The organism is Paenibacillus sp. 01L418 (assembly GCF_056400045.1).
This window is the reverse complement of the sequence record NZ_JBFTSN010000021.1, coordinates 1-18,329: the sequence shown is the minus strand read 5'-3', so window position 1 is coordinate 18,329 and position 18,329 is coordinate 1. Positions and strand designations below refer to the sequence as shown.

General features: G+C 45.1%; 18 protein-coding genes. All 18 read left to right on the top strand.

The genetic code is table 11. The features are described from left to right. Positions 1-66: 66 nt before the first annotated feature. A complete protein-coding gene (locus tag AC1DSE_RS05000) occupies positions 67-1,314 on the top strand; it encodes a serine hydroxymethyltransferase (RefSeq protein ID WP_339205415.1) in 1,248 nt (415 codons plus the stop codon). Between the two features lie 721 nt (positions 1,315-2,035). Continuing rightward, positions 2,036-3,718, top strand: coding sequence for a peptide ABC transporter substrate-binding protein (locus AC1DSE_RS04995; RefSeq protein WP_477527457.1), 1,683 nt, complete (start codon positions 2,036-2,038; stop codon positions 3,716-3,718). 134 nt (positions 3,719-3,852) lie between these two features. Further along, positions 3,853-4,788: an ABC transporter permease gene (locus tag AC1DSE_RS04990; RefSeq protein WP_054025472.1), complete on the top strand. Its 936-nt coding sequence runs from the start codon at positions 3,853-3,855 to the stop codon at positions 4,786-4,788. Continuing rightward, the gene (locus AC1DSE_RS04985; protein ID WP_441910167.1) at positions 4,785-5,708 is read left to right on the top strand and encodes an ABC transporter permease; all 924 of its coding nucleotides are present in this window, start codon (positions 4,785-4,787) and stop codon (positions 5,706-5,708) included. Before AC1DSE_RS04990 ends, AC1DSE_RS04985 begins: the two co-directional genes overlap by 4 nt. A 13-nt stretch (positions 5,709-5,721) precedes the next feature. Continuing rightward, positions 5,722-6,720 carry an ABC transporter ATP-binding protein gene (locus tag AC1DSE_RS04980; protein WP_339209780.1) on the top strand — a complete coding sequence of 333 codons (999 nt, stop codon included), beginning with the start codon at positions 5,722-5,724 and terminating at the stop codon, positions 6,718-6,720. Further along, positions 6,717-7,679, top strand: coding sequence for an ABC transporter ATP-binding protein (locus AC1DSE_RS04975; RefSeq protein WP_076266262.1), 963 nt, complete (start codon positions 6,717-6,719; stop codon positions 7,677-7,679). The genes AC1DSE_RS04980 and AC1DSE_RS04975 overlap by 4 nt, the downstream gene beginning before the upstream one ends. Before the next feature lie 579 nt (positions 7,680-8,258). Beyond that, positions 8,259-9,356 (top strand): glycine-rich domain-containing protein, encoded by a 1,098-nt coding sequence (locus AC1DSE_RS04970; protein ID WP_477527456.1) that lies wholly within the window; start codon positions 8,259-8,261, stop codon positions 9,354-9,356. 168 nt (positions 9,357-9,524) lie between these two features. Next, the gene (gene upp, locus AC1DSE_RS04965) at positions 9,525-10,154 is read left to right on the top strand and encodes a uracil phosphoribosyltransferase (protein ID WP_076266260.1); all 630 of its coding nucleotides are present in this window, start codon (positions 9,525-9,527) and stop codon (positions 10,152-10,154) included. 38 nt (positions 10,155-10,192) lie between these two features. Beyond that, complete coding sequence (wecB, locus tag AC1DSE_RS04960) at positions 10,193-11,341, top strand: non-hydrolyzing UDP-N-acetylglucosamine 2-epimerase (RefSeq protein WP_054025466.1); 1,149 nt, start codon at positions 10,193-10,195, stop codon at positions 11,339-11,341. A gap of 190 nt (positions 11,342-11,531) precedes the next feature. Continuing rightward, positions 11,532-11,765: an AtpZ/AtpI family protein gene (locus AC1DSE_RS04955; protein WP_076266259.1), complete on the top strand. Its 234-nt coding sequence runs from the start codon at positions 11,532-11,534 to the stop codon at positions 11,763-11,765. Further along, complete coding sequence (locus AC1DSE_RS04950; RefSeq protein ID WP_076266258.1) at positions 11,758-12,126, top strand: ATP synthase subunit I; 369 nt, start codon at positions 11,758-11,760, stop codon at positions 12,124-12,126. Before AC1DSE_RS04955 ends, AC1DSE_RS04950 begins: the two co-directional genes overlap by 8 nt. A 22-nt stretch (positions 12,127-12,148) precedes the next feature. Next, entirely contained in the window at positions 12,149-12,913 is a 765-nt protein-coding gene (atpB, locus tag AC1DSE_RS04945; protein WP_477511470.1) for a F0F1 ATP synthase subunit A, read from the top strand. A 76-nt stretch (positions 12,914-12,989) separates the two neighbouring features. Next, positions 12,990-13,205 (top strand): F0F1 ATP synthase subunit C, encoded by a 216-nt coding sequence (gene atpE, locus AC1DSE_RS04940; RefSeq protein ID WP_053373757.1) that lies wholly within the window; start codon positions 12,990-12,992, stop codon positions 13,203-13,205. Positions 13,206-13,290: 85 nt separating this feature from the next. After that, positions 13,291-13,773, top strand: a complete 483-nt coding sequence (gene atpF / locus AC1DSE_RS04935) for a F0F1 ATP synthase subunit B (protein ID WP_477511471.1) — start codon at positions 13,291-13,293, stop codon at positions 13,771-13,773. Then, entirely contained in the window at positions 13,770-14,309 is a 540-nt protein-coding gene (locus AC1DSE_RS04930; protein ID WP_477511472.1) for a F0F1 ATP synthase subunit delta, read from the top strand. The genes atpF and AC1DSE_RS04930 overlap by 4 nt, the downstream gene beginning before the upstream one ends. A 25-nt stretch (positions 14,310-14,334) precedes the next feature. Next, positions 14,335-15,849 (top strand): F0F1 ATP synthase subunit alpha, encoded by a 1,515-nt coding sequence (gene atpA, locus AC1DSE_RS04925; RefSeq protein ID WP_076266254.1) that lies wholly within the window; start codon positions 14,335-14,337, stop codon positions 15,847-15,849. Between the two features lie 143 nt (positions 15,850-15,992). Beyond that, entirely contained in the window at positions 15,993-16,853 is an 861-nt protein-coding gene (atpG, locus tag AC1DSE_RS04920; RefSeq protein WP_054025458.1) for an ATP synthase F1 subunit gamma, read from the top strand. Between the two features lie 78 nt (positions 16,854-16,931). After that, positions 16,932-18,329: F0F1 ATP synthase subunit beta (atpD, locus tag AC1DSE_RS04915; RefSeq protein ID WP_477527455.1), on the top strand; the 1,398-nt coding region annotated here is incomplete at its 3' end.

Genomic DNA, 18,329 nt, shown 5'->3' with positions numbered 1-18,329 from the left:
CGTCTAAAGGACACCGAAGACGTTTTTGCTTGATAAAGGGTATCTAATTTGAGGAGGAATTTAATCATGGAAAATTTGCGCAAACAAGACCCAGAAGTATTGAAAGCTCTAGGACTAGAACTTACTCGTCAACGTGACAATATCGAGCTTATCGCATCCGAGAACATCGTTAGCGAAGCGGTATTGGAAGCTATGGGAAGCGTTTTGACGAACAAATATGCAGAAGGTTACCCAAGCAAACGTTTCTATGGCGGTTGTGAGCATGTTGACATCGTTGAGGATATTGCCCGCAACCGTGCGAAAGAGCTTTTTGGCGCTGAGCATGCGAACGTGCAACCACACTCCGGCGCACAAGCGAACATGGCTGTTTACCTTGCAGCTTTGCAGCCTGGCGACACTGTGCTTGGTATGAATCTAGCACATGGTGGACATTTGACACACGGCAGCCCTGTTAATGCATCTGGATTGCTTTATAACTTTGTTGCATATGGTGTACAAGAAGATTCCTTCACTATTGATTATGAAGAAGTTCGCAAGCTTGCTTTCAAGCACCGTCCTCGTTTGATCGTTGCAGGCGCTAGTGCGTATCCGCGCACAATCGATTTCGAGAAGCTTGGCAAAATTGCTAATGATGTAGGCGCATTGTTTATGGTTGATATGGCTCACATCGCTGGTTTGGTTGCTGCAGGCCTTCACCCGAGCCCAGTGCCTCATGCGCATTTTGTAACAACTACAACGCACAAAACCCTTCGCGGACCTCGCGGCGGTATGATCCTTTGTCGCCAACCTTGGGCTGCTGCGATTGATAAAGCAGTTTTCCCAGGCTCGCAAGGCGGTCCTTTGATGCATATTATCGCTGCTAAAGCAGTAGCTTTCGGCGAGGCGCTTCAACCTGAATTCAAGCAATACGCAACCCAAGTTGTTAAGAACGCTAAAGTTCTTTCGGAAGAGCTTGTTGCAAAAGGCTTTAATATCGTATCTGGCGGAACAGACAATCACTTGATGCTGCTCGACACACGCAATCTGAACATTACAGGAAAAGTAGCAGAACATGTGCTTGATGAAGTAGGCATTACGGTTAACAAAAATGCCATTCCGTTTGATCCAACAAGCCCGTTTGTAACATCCGGTATTCGTATTGGTACACCTGCAGCGACAGCTCGCGGCATGGAAGAGAACGCAATGAAGGTTATTGCTGAGGTTATTGCACTTGTGCTTAACAGCCCTCAAGATCAAGAGGTGCTCTCCAAAGCGCGCGGCATGGTTCGTGATCTTACGGCACAATACCCACTTTACCCTGGCATGACTTACTAATCATAAATATATTATTAATAAAAAAAGACCTATTTGTGCATATGCATGAATAGGTCTTTTTTTGATTATATGCCGTGCATAAATAATATATCTAAAAAAAATAATACAGTTTGAAGCTGCTTAGAATAAATAAGCAAACGTCAATGTTGAAATGAAAAAACGTTCATTTTGCACGACCGAAAAATAATAATTAAATATAATGGTCGTTATTATTTATGTTATAGTATAAATACCGAAAAAACACGTTATATATTCGTGGAATATATATGTAATTTAAATTAAAATGGAAATATAAAGGATTTTCAATTTAATCTGTATTTTTAAGTATTAGTGCTATTTTTGTAAATAAATGACTGTAAAAAAATTAAAGTGAAATATTATTAAAATAATTAACTGAATAAACGCTGTACAGCATTAACGCAACAGAATAATTAATTGAATAAACGCGTTAGTGTGTTAAAGAACAGTGTATAAAAGTAATTATAAACAAAAATTTACAGCTTACATATTCTTGATAAATAATTAACATGGTTGTATAGTGAAATTTATTATTATATTTAAACTCATTGTTTAAATGGGGAAAATGTTTAGCATTGCTCAAGAGGATACGTATATTTGCATTGGACAAGCTAGAAGAAGATGCAAACGTTTGTGTACAAAGCGAGTAAGTTGGACGATTTTGCCTTGTTGAACTGAGCAGAAAAAAAACGGGAGGATTACAATGAGAACAAGAAAGTCTGCTTTATCATTTATTGCTGCTTTACTCATTCTTGCTATTGTCGCTGTTGGTTGTACGCCTAAAGAAGAAACAGGCAACAACGGTGCTACGAACGGCGCAACAAACGGCGCTACAAATGGAGGAGCATCCGAAGCGAAAGTTTTCAGAATGAACATTCACTCTGAGCCTTCGACACTTGACCCGGCACTTATGGAAGACAACGTATCAGGTACACTTGCAACTGGTATCTACGAGGGACTTACTCGTAAAAACGAGAATGGTGAATCCATTCCTGCAACAGCTGAAAGCTGGGTAAAATCAGAAGACGGCAAAACCTACACATTTAAAATCCGCAAAGACGCAAAATGGAGTAACGGCGACCCTGTTACTGCAAATGACTACGAATTCTCTTGGAAGCGCGCGCTTGATCCAGCTGTAGGTTCAACTTACGCGTACCAATTCTACTACATCGTTGGCRCACAAGATTATAACGAAGGCAAAACGACAAACACAGACGCTGTGGGTATCAAAGCTCTTGATGCTCAAACGCTTGAAGTTAAACTCGTTTCACCTACACCATACTTCTTGAGCCTTACATCATTCTATGTTTACAACCCTGTTCATCCTTCTGTGAAGGACAACGAGGCTTGGGCTGCTGATGCTAAAACAATCATCGGTAACGGTCCTTTCAAAATGAGCGAATGGCAGCACAATACTTCCATTAAGCTTGTTCCTAACGAAAACTACTACGATAAAGCACAAGTGAAATTTGCAGGCGTTGACTTCACAATGATCGCTGAATCTGCAACTGAACTTGCTAACTACGAGACAGGCAAACTTGATTACACTGGTAAACCAACTGGTGAAATCCCAGCTGAGCAAATTCCGGTTCTAAAAGAATCTAAAAAAGACGAGATCGTTACTAAAGGTATCGCAAGCTCGTACTACTACCAATTCAACACAGAAGAAGTTCCTTTCAACAACGTAAAAGTACGTAAAGCACTTGCAATGGCGATTGATCGTCAAGCAATCGTTGAGAGCGTAACAATGGCCGGCGAAGTTCCTTCGTTTGGTTTTGTACCACCAGGCATCATCGGTTTGAAAGAAGATTACCGTAACGAAGTGAAGGATGATTTCTTTACTGAAAATGTTGACGAAGCAAAAACATTGCTTGCTGAAGGTCTAGCTGAGCTTAAGCTTGCTAAGTTCCCTAAAGTAACATTGACGTTCAACACAAGCGACGGCCACAAGAAAATTGCTGAAGCAATCGTTGAAATGTGGCGTCAAAACCTTGGTATCGAAGTTGGTATCGAGAACCAAGAGTTTGCTGTTCTATTGAAAAACCGTACTGCAATGAACTATCAAATCGCTCGCGCAGGTTGGGGAGCTGACTACAACGATCCAATGACTTACTTGGATATGTTCGTAACTGGCGGCGGTCAAAATAATACAGGTTTTGCTTCACCTGAATACGACGCTTTGATCAAAAAAGCGAATGCAAGTGGAGATCAAGCTGAACGTATTGCGGCTATGACTGAGGCAGAAAAAATTCTTATGGAATACATGCCGATCATGCCAATTTACTACTACAGCAACGTTTACATGCTTAAACCTGGATTCAAGAACATCTTCTTGGACTACAAAGGGGACATCGACTACACAAGAGGTTTCTACGAAGCGAAATAGTCGTCCTTCCAGCACCTGAAGCTAGGGATATATGCGGGGTGTCCGCATATATCCCTTTCTTGTTGACAGATTCAGGCTTTATCACTTTTTAGCATTACTTCTTGTTTATATTCTGTAAGGAGGTGTCCATTGCGTTGATAAAATATGTATCCAAGAAGTTTCTGTCCATGTTTGTCTCGTTGTTTGTTCTTGCGTCCGCTACGTTCTTTCTTATGAAAATTATCCCGGGCGATCCCTTCATTAGGGAGAAGGCTATTCCCGAGAAAATAAGGGAGCACCTCTTGCAAATGTACGGCCTTGATCAGCCGGTATGGAAACAATACTTGATGTATTTGAACAATTTGCTTCATGGCGACTTAGGGATGTCAATGAAGCAGCAATATATGTCCGTTACTCGTATTATTAAAGAAAGCTTTATTTACTCTGCGCAAATCGGCCTTTTTGCCGTTATTGTGTCGCTAGCATTAGGTTTGATTCTGGGCATCATTGCGGCTCTTAATCATCGTAAATTTTTGGATAGCTTTACGATTGTTATTGCAGTGCTTGGGGTATCGATCCCCAACTTTTTGGCAGCATCGATTTTACAGTTCGTCCTAGGCAGCAAGCTGCGTTGGCTCAATGTATCGGGACTTAACGATCCTACAGATTTTATTATGCCTGTTCTTGCGCTTTCGTTTCTTCCGGCTGCATTTATCGCGCGTCTGACGCGCTCAACAATGCTAGAAGTACTATCCGCTGATTATATTAAGACCGCTCGTGCTAAAGGTCTCAGCGGCCGCATTATCTTGGTTCGTCATGCTCTACGCAATGCTATTTTGCCAGTAGTAACTTATATCGGACCGATGACCGCTAACATTATTACCGGTTCTGTCGTTGTCGAACAAATTTTTGGTATAGGTGGAATTGGGAAATATTTTGTACAAAGTATTACTAACCGCGACTATACGCTCATAATGGGGCTTACTTTATTTTATGGAATTATCCTGATGGTTGCGCGGTTCTTGACTGACGTTGCTTATGGCTTTGTCGATCCGCGTATCAAGCTAACAAGAGGAGGCGGAAAAGGATGAAGGATAAGACCTTTACGCCGGATCAATTCGCAAAGCTGAACAAAGATGAGAAGCACACGGAAGTAGTTGTTCGTGAGAGTATCTCAGCATGGAAAGATGCTTGGCTGCGTTTGCGTTCCAACAAAATAGCCATGTTCAGCTTAATAGTTTTGCTTATCGTCTCCCTTACGGCGATTTTTGGCCCGATGATATCGGAGCAGGATTTTCAAACGAATCACTTGAAAGAAAAAAATCTGGGCCCTAACGCTACCTACTGGTTTGGTACAGATGATCTCGGACGGGATCTATTCACCCGTACTTGGATGGGTGCTGGAATATCTCTGCAGGTTGGTATATATGCTGCATTAGCTGACTTGGTACTCGGAGTTATTATCGGCGGGATTATGGGCTATTTCGGCGGACGTGTCGATGAGATACTGAACCGTTTTTGTGAAATTCTATACTCCATTCCAAGCATGCTTATTATCATTCTTTTGATTGTCATATTAGAGCCAAGTATGTTCACGATCGTGCTTGCGCTTAGTATAACCGGTTGGATCAGTATGGCTTGGATTGTGCGCGGCCAGATCATGCAGCTCAAAAATCAAGAATACGTTATGGCAGCTCAAGCGCTCGGCGCAAGCACTCCACGTATTCTATTCAGACATCTTATTCCAAACGCAATGGGTCCGATTATCGTAACGTTGACGCTTACTGTTCCAAGTGCGATCTTCGCAGAGGCATTCCTCAGCTTCTTGGGACTAGGTGTTCAATCCCCGGCTGCGTCTTTGGGTACGATGATAAATGATGCAATTAAAGCATGGACACTGTATCCGTGGAGAATGATTTTCCCAGCAGCAGTTATAAGCATTACGATGCTTTGCTTTAATATTTTTGGCGATGGTCTGAGAGATGCGCTTGATCCGAAAATGAAGAAGTAGGAGGTGGTCAATGATGGAGAAATTACTTGAAGTAAAAGACCTTCGTGTTAATTTCAAAGTTCGAGGCGGTATCGTTAAAGCGGTTCGCGGTGTGAATTTTCACGTCAATAAAGGCGAGGCAGTAGCCATCGTTGGGGAGTCCGGTTGCGGCAAAAGTGTAACTGCACAATCGCTCATGCGTTTGATTCCATCGCCTCCGGCCGATACTAAAGGATCGATTATGTTTAAAGGCCAAGAAATTTTGAAAATGTCCAATAATCAAATGGAGGACATTCGTGGTAAAGAGATGGGGATGATCTTTCAGGATCCAATGACCTCTCTTAACCCTACGCTAACGATTGGCCGTCAAATTACAGAGGGACTAATCAAGCATCAAGGAATAAGCGGTGCAAAAGCGACTGCACGCGCGATTGAGATGCTTGATCTTGTAGGTATTCCGAACCCTGCTTCACGAGTTAATCAATATCCGCATCAGTTCTCTGGGGGTATGCGTCAACGGGCGATGATTGCTATCGCGCTTGCATGCAATCCATCGCTTCTTATTGCGGATGAGCCAACAACGGCGCTAGACGTTACAATTCAAGCGCAAATTATGCGAGTCATGAAGGACTTGCAGCAAAAGCTTGGCACTTCTATTATTCTTATTACGCATGATTTAGGCGTTGTAGCAGATATGTGTGATCGCGTTATCGTTATGTATGCAGGCAAGGTTGTGGAAACCGGTACGAAATGGGAGATTTTCAAAAACCCTAAGCATCCTTATACAAGAGGCTTGCTGCGCTCCCTTCCTCGTCTTGACCAGAAGAAGGAAGAGCCGTTGGTACCGATTTACGGTATGCCGCCGGATTTGATTAAGCCGCCGACTGGCTGCAGCTTCTGTGCTCGCTGTGATGAAGCCATGCGGGTTTGCGTGGACAATGATCCTGAATTGCTCCCAGTGGACGGCAATGAGAATCATGAGTCGGCATGCTGGCTAGCACATCCTTATGCAAATCGGGAGGTGTCAGTATGAGTGCGCCATTAATTGAAATTAATAATTTGCGTAAATCGTTTAATTTAGGCGGAGGAGCGACGCTCCACGCTGTTAATGATATATCTTTCTCCATCAAAAAAGGAGAAACGGTCGGCGTAGTTGGTGAGTCCGGCTGCGGAAAATCAACAGCTGGTCGTACTATTATGCGGCTGTATGAACCAACTAGCGGCGGTGTTAACTTCGACGGGCAAGATATCTATAAGCTGAAGGGTCCTAAGCTAAAAGAGCTTCGCCGTGATATGCAAATGATATTCCAAGATCCTTACGCATCATTAAACCCGCGTATGACGGTTATGGACATCATCGGAGAAGCGCTTGATATTCACAAGCTTGTTGCAAGCAAGAAAGAACGCAAGCACAGAGTAGAGAACCTGCTTGATGTCGTAGGTCTTAATCCAGACCACGCTACAAGGTATCCGCATGAATTCTCTGGCGGTCAAAGACAGCGTATTGGTATTGCGCGCGCGCTTGCCGTTGATCCGCGCTTCATCATTGCAGATGAGCCGATCTCAGCGCTCGACGTATCTATCCAAGCGCAAGTTGTTAACTTGATGATGGATCTACAGCGCAAGATGGGTTTAACTTACTTGTTTATCGCGCATGATTTGTCCATGGTTAAGCATATAAGCGATCGTGTAGCCGTTATGTATCTTGGTAAAATCGTTGAGCTTGCAGAGAGCAGCGAGTTGTATGCGAGCCCTGCTCACCCTTATACAAGGGCTCTGCTTTCGGCTATTCCAATTCCAGACCCGGAGATTGAAGCGACTCGTGAGCGTATTGTATTGACTGGCGATTTGCCTAGCCCAATCAATCCGCCTACAGGCTGCCAGTTCCATACGCGTTGTCCGATTGCGACAAACAAATGCAAGGTGGATGAGCCAGCTCTGCTTGAAGTGAGAAAAGGGCATTTTGCTGCTTGTCACTATGCGTCAGTTTAATCATTATCAATTATCTTGCATAAAGCTAGTTGTGAATAAGTTTTTGAAAAAAGATGGAGCAAGGATGATTCCTGCTTCATCTTTTTTTGTTTTTAGTAGATTGTGCACAAAAATGTTGATAACATGTGGACAATTGTGGATAACTCATGCCAAAAATGTGGATAGTTTATCGTTTAAACGTTTTTTCAATAATTAATTTATTATTTTTATACTGATTGTGGATAGAAGTTTACATGATGACTTCAAGGCTCACTATATAAGCTTGAGGAGAGCGGCTTCGCCGTGTGTAAGTGCAAGGAGCAGGATCGTAGAGCGGTTGTACTGGACATTGCGGGGTTAACAGAGGGAAACTCTCCCGTATCATAAAGCAGGCATACAGGGCAGTACAGCGCTGTTTAAAGGCTTCTATTCAGAAGAGAGCCTCGATTTTATGTGTGACCTTCATTATTCTCTTGTTTACCATGCAAATGTTCATAACCGCTTGGCGGTTTTTTTTATTCTGTAGGGAAACAGCGATGACCCGTGCGATTAGGAGATGTGTTAATATATGGGTAAGACGAACCGACGTGGGAGGAAGAGATGGGGAGTTTAGTGATTATTCCAATTATATTTGTGATAGTACTGATTATCATCGTCGTATTTGCAATTTCGAGAACCTCAAAATTTATCGAACAATCAGGCGGCAGAGGCCGAGAATATGCTGGCCGTACCAATGCGTTTACACCTTGGCCAAATGCCGAGCTGCCGACTGCACTTGGCGTGCCGTACGGGCACCCTGCGAGAACCGCGGCGGAACGCTTGGAGTCCGCGCTAGGTATCGATTTTGAGAGCCGAGTGAAGGACAGGGTATTAAAGGAATTCCCAAAAATATCAGATAAAGAATGGAATTGGACCTGGTTTGAGCTGAAGCGATATTTTCTTATGTGCGGCATCATGCGCAGTGTTCCTATGTATAGCAAGCAGGTTGATGCGGTATGGCATGAAATGCTTATGTTCACGAGGGAGTATGAACAGTTTTGCATGAAATTCTCCGGCGCAATGATTCATCATGCACCTCATGCGCCAGGTGCGCAGCCGCTCCCGGGAGAAAGAGCGATGTTCGACTGGGCTTATGGCGAGCTGTTTGGGCAGGCTCCGGTTAGCGGCAGAATATGGGGAGCCTTTTACCGAACGCAAATGTCGGAGCAACGGCTGGAGGAGCTTGCTGGCTGGAGTACAGAAGAGCTGCGCAAGCAATGGTTTAACGTGAGTACGACAGAGAGACACTCTGATTTGAAAGCGACAGCTAACTATATGATAGATAGGGCCAAATCTCAGCTTTTGGCTGCTGGAAAGGGCAAAGCGCCTTACGGGAAAGAGCCTAGCTCCGCGAGCAGCTATGGGTATGATCCTGTTTTAGGAGCAACCGGCCTATTATCAGGTCTTCTCATTTACAATTCTATATCGCACCCGAATGATTTTGCCCAGCAGATGGATCAAGCTCAAAATGAAGAGGAACGTAAAGCGAATGGAAGCGGTGATACCACTTATGCTTGCAGCGGCTCATCCGACGATGGAAGAGATGACCATTCGTGTGGAAGTGACGGCGGTGATAGCGGATCAGGCGGGGATTCCTCCTGCGGAAGCGGTGGAGACGGCGGCGGATCATCCTGCGGCGGCGGAGGCTGCAGCAGTTAAAAGGAATATACTTACAGCGGCCTGTGACTCCTAATTTTGGAATCACTGGCCTTTATTTGCGAAAACATAAAACTCAAGATGCAAGGGCTTGTTTACAATGCTATAATATACGGGATTGTGTGAAGACTACTATACAATAACAACAACAAACGGGAGGAATACGGCTCCATGAGCAAAGTAATTATTTGCGACCATCCGTTAATTCAGCATAAGCTGACTTTTATTCGGAATAAAGAAACGAATACAAAAGATTTTCGGGAATTGGTTGATGAAGTTGCAACATTGATGTCTTACGAAATTACGAGAGAAATACCGCTTGATACGATTAAGGTGCAGACGCCTGTAGCCGAGACGGATTCGAAGGTTGTATCCGGAAGAATGCTTGGGCTTGTGCCTATTTTGCGCGCTGGTCTTGGGATGGTTGACGGTATATTGAAGCTGATTCCATCGGCAAAGGTAGGGCATATCGGTCTAGCGAGAGATCATGAAACGCTCCAGCCTAAAGAGTATTACATTAATTTGCCTACAGATGCACCGAATCGTCTGCTTATTGTTATCGATCCGATGCTTGCTACGGGCGGCTCTGCTATCGCAGCGATCAATTCACTGAAAAATCATAATTGCGATCAAATTAAATTAATGTGTCTTATTGCTGCTCCGGAGGGTGTGAAGGCTGTTCAAGAAGCGCATCCTGATGTCGATATTTATATCGCCGCACTCGATGAGCGTCTGGATGAAAGAGGCTACATCATCCCTGGTCTAGGCGATGCTGGAGACCGCATGTTCGGAACAAATTAGCACAGTGTCGTATGAAATGATAATAGGAGTGGAATCTTTTGTCTAAACTGAAGGTAATGACTATTTTTGGAACACGTCCGGAGGCAGTCAAGATGGCGCCGCTCGTACTCGAGCTCCAGAAGCGAGAGGATGAAATCGAATCGATCGTTTGTGTAACTGCGCAGCATCGCCAGATGCTTGATCAGGTACTCGATTTTTTTGAAATTCATCCAAATTACGATTTGAATGTGATGAAGGATCGTCAAACGTTAACGGAGACGACTGTTCGCGTGCTAGAAGGGCTTGATCCTGTTCTAACGCAAGCGAAGCCTGATATCGTGCTAGTACATGGCGATACACAGACAACGTTTCTAGCAAGTTATGCAGCGTTTCTTAAGCAAATAAAAGTTGGCCACGTTGAGGCGGGGCTTCGTACTTGGAATAAGCTTTCTCCGTATCCGGAAGAAATGAATCGGCAGCTTGCCGGCGTGCTCTCAGATGTGCATTTTGCTCCGACAGAATGGTCGGCGAACAATTTACGCAAAGAGAACAAGTCGGATGCTGCCATTTATGTGACTGGGAACACCGCGACTGATGTATTCCAATATACGGTAGATGAGTCTTTCTCGCATCCGGTCATCGACTGGGCTAAAGGGAAACGGATGATTCTCATGACAGCACATCGTCGTGAAGCGTTAGGAGAACCGCATCGCAATATTTTCAGAGCGGTGAAACGAATCGCCGACGAGCACGAAGATGTGGTAGTCGTGTATGCAGTCCACCCGAATCCTGCGGTCAGAGAGCCTGCGAATGAAATTTTGGGCGATCATCCACGTATTCGCTTGATTGATCCGCTGGATGTGTTCGAGTTCCATAACTTCTATCCACATGCTTTTATGATTATGACGGATTCCGGCGGTTTGCAAGAAGAGGCTCCATCGTTTGGCGTGCCGACTCTTGTGCTTCGCGATACGACAGAGCGTCCAGAGGGCATCGAAGCAGGAACGCTAGAGTTGGTAGGTACAAATGAGGAGCTGGTGTACAGCAGAGCTCATGCACTGCTAACCGATTCTCAGCTGTATTCTCGCATGAGTCAAGCTGCTAACCCTTATGGGGATGGCACCGCTTCCGAGCGTATTGTAGATGCGATCTTGCATCATTTTGGCAGACTAAAGGATCGTCCTGTTTCGTTCACAGAACGTTCATAGATTACACAGGAGTGATGAGCTGAGAGGCGAATGTACAGCATACAGTAGTACTGTACGGTTTCCGGGACGCACAACACCTTATGTATCAAGGGTTTTGGTCGATCAATTCACCAAAAGTTTGCAGTGATTTCAATTGACAAACGTGTTGTGGCTTGGATAAAATAAATGAGGATTGACAGGGGTATGAACCATGAATAAAAAGGACAGAAGGGACAATCCACTGCTCGCAGCCGGACTAGTCGGCGCACTCGGATTGCAAGTCGCTGTATGTATCTTTTTAGGCTATTGGATCGGCTCTTCTCTCGGGAACCGTTTTGGGGACGCGAAGGGATGGACGCTCGGTGGCATACTGGTCGGTCTGGCTGTCGGACTACTCTCAGCCATTCTGCTTGTTAAGAAGGTTATGGAGGACGCCGATGGATAAAATAATGAAGACAGCATTACGTACGCTTATTTATGCAATGGCGGTATGCCTAATTGTATGGGCTTTCTTGCCGGACTGGCGTACGGTGTCTCTCGGTCTTCTTGTGGGATTGGCAGCAAGTTCCATGAATGCGTTTTTACTAAGACGCAGAGTAGAAATGGTCACCCTAGGAGCAGCGGGGGTTGGACCACGCAAGAGAGGTCTTGGTCTAGGAAACCGCATCGCAACAGTGTTGTTGGTTGCCATGATCGCCTATCGTTTTCCGGAGGATCTCAGCATGCCGGCCGCGTTAGCTGGCTGTATGGTCATGCCGTTTATTCTTTTGGTAGCAGCATATATTCACAATAAACGACAATCTTAGCGGAAAGGGGTGAAAATTTTAGATGCATGAATTTCCGGTGATGCCACTGGGGCCGTTTAATATTGACATTTCGACCTTGGTAGCACTTGTGGTTTCAGTCATTGTGACGTTCTTGATCGCTAAGCTGGCTGTTCGCAACCTTTCGGTGGACAACCCTTCGAAGATGCAGAACTTTTTGGAATGGGTCGTTGATTTCGTTCAAAACTTTATTTCAAGCACAATGCCTGCAAAACGAGTCAGACCGTTCATTTCTTTAGGAATGACGCTGATTATGTTCATTTTCATCTCCAACCTGCTCGGTTTGCCTTTCGGTATCGTAACCGAAACTAGTACTGTTAATGAAAGTATCGGTGTTACGCAGGAATTATTGGATGAGAAGCATGGTCATATTGAACTTGCTTGGTGGAAATCGCCAACTGCTGATATTTCAGTAACGGCAGGGTTAGCGCTTATCGTATTCGTAATCGTCCATTTCCTTGGTCTGAAACAGAATAGAAAGCACTACTTGAAACATTATTTCCATCCTTACCCAGTATTTTTCCCAGTTAACCTTATTGAGACAATCGCTAAGCCAGTAACACTTGCGCTTCGGTTGTTCGCTAACATCTTCGCGGGTGAAGTACTAATTGCAACAATTCTGATGATGGGCTGGATTGGTACGCCGTTCCTGGTTGCATGGCAGGGCTTCAGTCTTTTTGTAGGCGGTATACAGGCTTTCTTGTTCACGATTCTCACGATGGTATATATTTCACAAGCTGCCATTCACGATGAAGAGGAAGCACATTAATTTTCGCTTTATGCCTTAATTCAACATTGAGGTTGGTTATACAAAAAAACAACAATTTTCGAGGAGGATTTTAAAAATGGAATTATTAGCAGCAGCTTTGGCAGTAGGTTTGGGTGCAGTTGGCGCGGGTGTAGGTAACGGTATGATCGTTAGTAAAACAGTTGAAGGTATCGCTCGTCAGCCTGAACTTCAAGGTAAATTGCAAACAACAATGTTCATCGGTGTAGGTATCGTCGAAGTTGTGCCTATCATCGGCGTAGTTATCGGCTTCTTGGCTTTCTTCCAAGCTTAATAACTGAAATTGGCGGGGAAGGCCTTAGCCCTCTTCGCCTTCGTTATGATTAAGACAATATTGTGGTGAGAAAGGAGCGGCATCTATGTCATGGCATTGGGAATCAACAGTAATCGCAATGGTTGCATTTGGTGTTTTGTACTGGTTACTCAGTAAGTACGCATTTGGACCATTATTCGAAGTAATGGAGAAGCGCAGAGAGCTTGTGCTTGAACAAATGAATACAGCTGAGAACAGTCGTAAAGCAGCTGAGCAGCAAATGGAAGAGCAGAAGGCTGCACTCCAACAAGCTCGCAAAGAAGCTTACGAAATTATTGAACAATCCAGAACAACGAGCTCGAAGCAAGCAGACGAGATCGTTCAAACAGCAAAAACAGAAGCATCCCGTCTGAAAGACGATGCTCTCAAAGATATCGAAAGCGAGAAAAACAAAGCAATTGCAGCGCTTCGTACTGAAGTTGGCGGCATTTCCGTAAAAATCGCATCGAAAATTATTGAGAAGCAAGTGGATGAGAAATCACAAGAACAGCTTGTTGGTCAATATTTGAAAGAAGTTGGAAATAAATGAGCCGCGATGCAGTCGTAGCGAAGCGCTACGCTAAAGCACTGTTCGAGGTTGCACAGCAGCAAAAGGTTGTTTCAGAGGTTCAGGAGCAGCTTAAGCAGATCGTGCAAGCTCTTGAGCAGGACGCTGACATTGAAAAGTTCCTGTCTGTTCCAAGTATTGCTCCAGAACAAAAGATTGCCGTTCTAAAAGCAGCATTCGGCGATCGTGTATCTGCACTGGTATTCAACACCGTACAGATTCTTATTACTCGCAGACGCCAAGATATTATTGCTGAGGTTTATGCAGCATATACGAAGGTTGCGGGAGATTCGCTCGGTCAAGCACACGCTACGGTTTATTCCGCACAAGCTTTGTCTGATGCTGAGCTTGCTAACGTAGCGGCGCAGTTCGGACAATTGACTGGCAAAGCTATTATTGCTGAGCAAATAGTAGAACCTTCATTGCTAGGTGGCGTACAAGTACGCATCGGCGACCGTCTTTATGATGGAAGCTTGTCCGGCAAGTTGGAACGTTTACAAAAATCGTTTAAAATCTAATGCACTGTAGATAGGGGTGAACGAATTGAGTATCAGACCTGATGAAATCAGCACGCTGATTAAACAACAGATCGAAAATTTTAAATCCGAAATTCAAGTCGTAGACGTCGGCACCGTAATCAATGTCGGTGACGGTATCGCCCGCGTACACGGTTTGGAAAATGCGATGCAGGGTGAATTGCTCGAATTCTCAAACGGTGTAGTCGGTATGGCTTTGAACCTCGAAGAAAGCAACGTCGGTGTCGTTATCCTTGGACCATACACGGATATTCGCGAAGGCGATCAAGTTAAACGTACAGGCCGTATCATGGAAGTACCTGTCGGCGAAGAGCTTCTTGGCCGCGTAGTAAATCCACTTGGACAGCCACTAGATGGTAAAGGTCCAATCAACACGACTCAATTCCGTGCGATTGAATCTCCAGCACCAGGCGTAATTGACCGTAAATCGGTTCATGAGCCTATGCAAACAGGTATGAAAGCTATCGACGCAATGGTACCAGTAGGCCGCGGACAACGTGAGCTTATCATCGGTGACCGTCAAACGGGTAAAACATCCATTGCAATCGATGCAATCATCAACCAAAAAGGCAACGGCGTAAAATGTATTTATGTAGCTGTTGGTCAAAAGCAATCCACTGTTGCAAACGTAGTGGAAACACTTCGTCGCCACGGTGCTCTTGAATACACGATCGTAGTAACTGCTGGTGCATCTGAGCCGGCTCCATTGCTCTTCCTAGCTCCTTATGCTGGTTGTACAATGGGTGAGTACTTCATGTATAAAGGCGAGCACGTTCTTGTTATCTACGATGATCTATCGAAACAAGCTGCTGCTTACCGTGAGCTTTCCCTATTGCTTCGTCGTCCACCGGGTCGTGAAGCATACCCAGGTGATGTATTCTACCTTCACTCCCGTTTGCTAGAGCGTGCGGCTAAACTAAGCGACGCTAGAGGCGGCGGCTCAATGACGGCATTGCCATTCATTGAGACACAAGCATCAGACGTATCGGCATACATTCCTACGAATGTTATCTCGATTACAGACGGTCAAATCTTCCTAGAAGCAGATCTGTTCTACTCCGGTCAGCGTCCAGCGGTTAACGTTGGTATCTCTGTATCCCGTGTAGGTGGTTCCGCTCAAATCAAAGCAATGAAAAAGGTTGCTGGTACGCTTCGTCTGGATCTTGCGGCTTACCGTGAGCTTCAAGCGTTCTCGCAGTTCGGTTCCGACCTTGACAAATCGACGCTAGCTCGCCTTAACCGCGGTGCGCGCACGATGGAAATTCTTAAACAAGACGTTAACAAGCCGATGCCTGTTGAGAAGCAAGTTATCTCAATCTTCTCTGCTGTTAAAGGTCATTTGGATGAGATTCCAGTTGGCGATATCCTTCGCTTTGAGGAAGAGTTCCACGCGTACCTCGATTCGAACAGCCCTGAAATTGGCCAATCGATCCGCGATACTAAGGATCTTGTTGCTGACAACGAGAAAGCTCTCGTTGAAGCTATCAATAAATTTAAGAAAAGCTTCTCTGTATCGGCATAATTAAGCATATACGGGTGAAACTTATACCTTCTTATAATCCAATATAAATCGAAGCCCGTTCTTTATGTTCGGGCCTAGATAACTTTCTCCACCAACACCAGGCTTTGGAGCAGGTCCAAAGCAACAAAGGCGGGTGAAACCAAATGGCAAAAGGTATGCGCGATATTAAACGCGAAATCAAGAGTAAACAAAATACGAAGCAGATTACGAAAGCAATGGAGATGGTTGCCGCTTCCCGCCTAAGAAAGGCACAAGAAGCAGCGCAAGCATCACGCCCATATGCTGAGAAGCTGAAGGAAGTTGTAGCAAGCATCGCAGCTGGCACTAAAGATGTGAAGCATCCGATGCTAGAGAAGCGTCCAGTGAAAAAAACGGGTTATCTCGTTATTACATCGGACCGTGGACTAGCGGGCGGCTACAATGCGAATATTCTTCGTAAAGTAACACAAACGATTCGAGAGAATCATAAGTCGACGGATGAATATGTATTGTTCGTTATCGGACGGAAAGGTCGCGACTATTTCCGCCGCCGCAATATGACAATCGTTGAGGAAGTTATCGGCTTGCCGGATGCTCCTACATTCGCAGACATTAAATCGGTTGCTTATTCAGCCGTTAATATGTTCTCAGAAGGCGCTTATGATGAGTTGTACTTGTACTATAACGAATTCGTTAATGCGATTACTCAAGTGCCGACAGACGTACGTTTGCTGCCTCTTGCAGAAGTAGGCGGGAACACGGCTGTCACATCGTATGAATACGAGCCATCACCGGAGGGCGTGCTTGAAGTGCTGCTGCCTAAATATGCGGAAACGCTCATTTACAGCGCAGTTCTAGACGGAAAAGCAAGTGAGTTCGGGGCACGTATGACTGCCATGGGAAGCGCCACGAAAAACGCGACGAAAATCATCAACCAATTGACGCTCACTTACAATAGGGCGCGTCAAGCAGCGATTACACAAGAAATTTCTGAGATCGTTGCTGGGGCAAATGCTCAATCTTAATATATACACTGCAAGGGCCAGGCGCTTGCGATAAGCTGACCGGCGTGCAGTTACAAGAAGGAACCAGGAGGGAAAACCATGAAAAAAGGACATGTTGTATCCGTCATGGGTCCGGTCGTAGACTTAGAGTTCGAACGCGGCAATTTGCCGGAAATTTTGAACGCTGTCAAAATCGAGCAAAAGGGCGAAGCAGGCGGCATTGATATTAACTTGACGCTTGAAGTAGCCGTTCACCTCGGTGACAATAAGGTACGTGCCGTAGCTATGAGTACGACAGACGGTCTTGTACGCGGTATGATTGCCGTAGATACAGGCGCACCTATTACTATTCCGGTTGGTGCTTCTACGCTTGGTCGCGTATTTAACGTGCTAGGCCAACCGATTGACGAAGCTGGCGATGCTTCATCGGTAGTTAACCTTCCGATTCACCGCGCAGCACCTGCTTTCGACGAATTGTCCACGCAAGCGGAAATTCTTGAAACAGGAATTAAAGTAATCGATCTTCTCGCTCCATACGCAAAAGGCGGTAAAATCGGCCTCTTCGGCGGCGCGGGCGTAGGTAAAACGGTTACGATTCAAGAGCTTATCAACAACATCGCACAAGAGCACGGCGGTATCTCCGTATTCGCGGGTGTTGGTGAGCGTACTCGTGAAGGTAATGACCTTTACCACGAGATGAAAGATTCCGGCGTACTAAGCAAAACAGCGATGGTATTCGGACAAATGAATGAGCCGCCAGGCGCACGTCAACGCGTTGCTTTGACTGGTCTGACAATGGCTGAGTATTTCCGTGACGAAGAAGGAAAAGACGTACTATTGTTCGTCGATAACATCTTCCGTTTCACACAAGCAGGCTCCGAGGTTTCGGCCCTTCTAGGCCGTATGCCTTCCGCGGTAGGTTACCAGCCAACATTGGCAACTGAAATGGGTCAATTGCAAGAGCGTATTACGTCTACGAAAAAAGGTTCGGTTACTTCGATCCAAGCGATCTATGTACCTGCTGATGACTATACGGATCCAGCTCCAGCAACGACATTTGCCCACTTGGATGCTACAACGAACTTGGAGCGTAAAATTTCCGAGATGGGTATCTTCCCAGCGGTTGATCCACTCGCGTCATCTTCACGTATCCTAAGCCCATCTGTTTTGGGTGCAGAACACTATAACGTAGCTCAAGGCGTTAAGAAAATTCTTCAGCGCTACAAAGAGCTTCAAGATATTATCGCAATCCTTGGTATGGATGAGCTAAGTGAAGAAGATAAATTGACCGTGTCTCGCGCACGTAAAATTCAACTATTCCTTTCTCAACCGTTCCACGTTGCTGAGCCGTTCACAGGAACTAAAGGTAAATATGTACCTGTAAAAGAATCGGTTCGCAGCTTTAAAGAAATTCTCGAGGGCAAACATGACGACCTTCCGGAAGAAGCTTTCCGATATGTTGGTGTGATTGAAGAAGCCGTGGAGAAAGCCAAAACG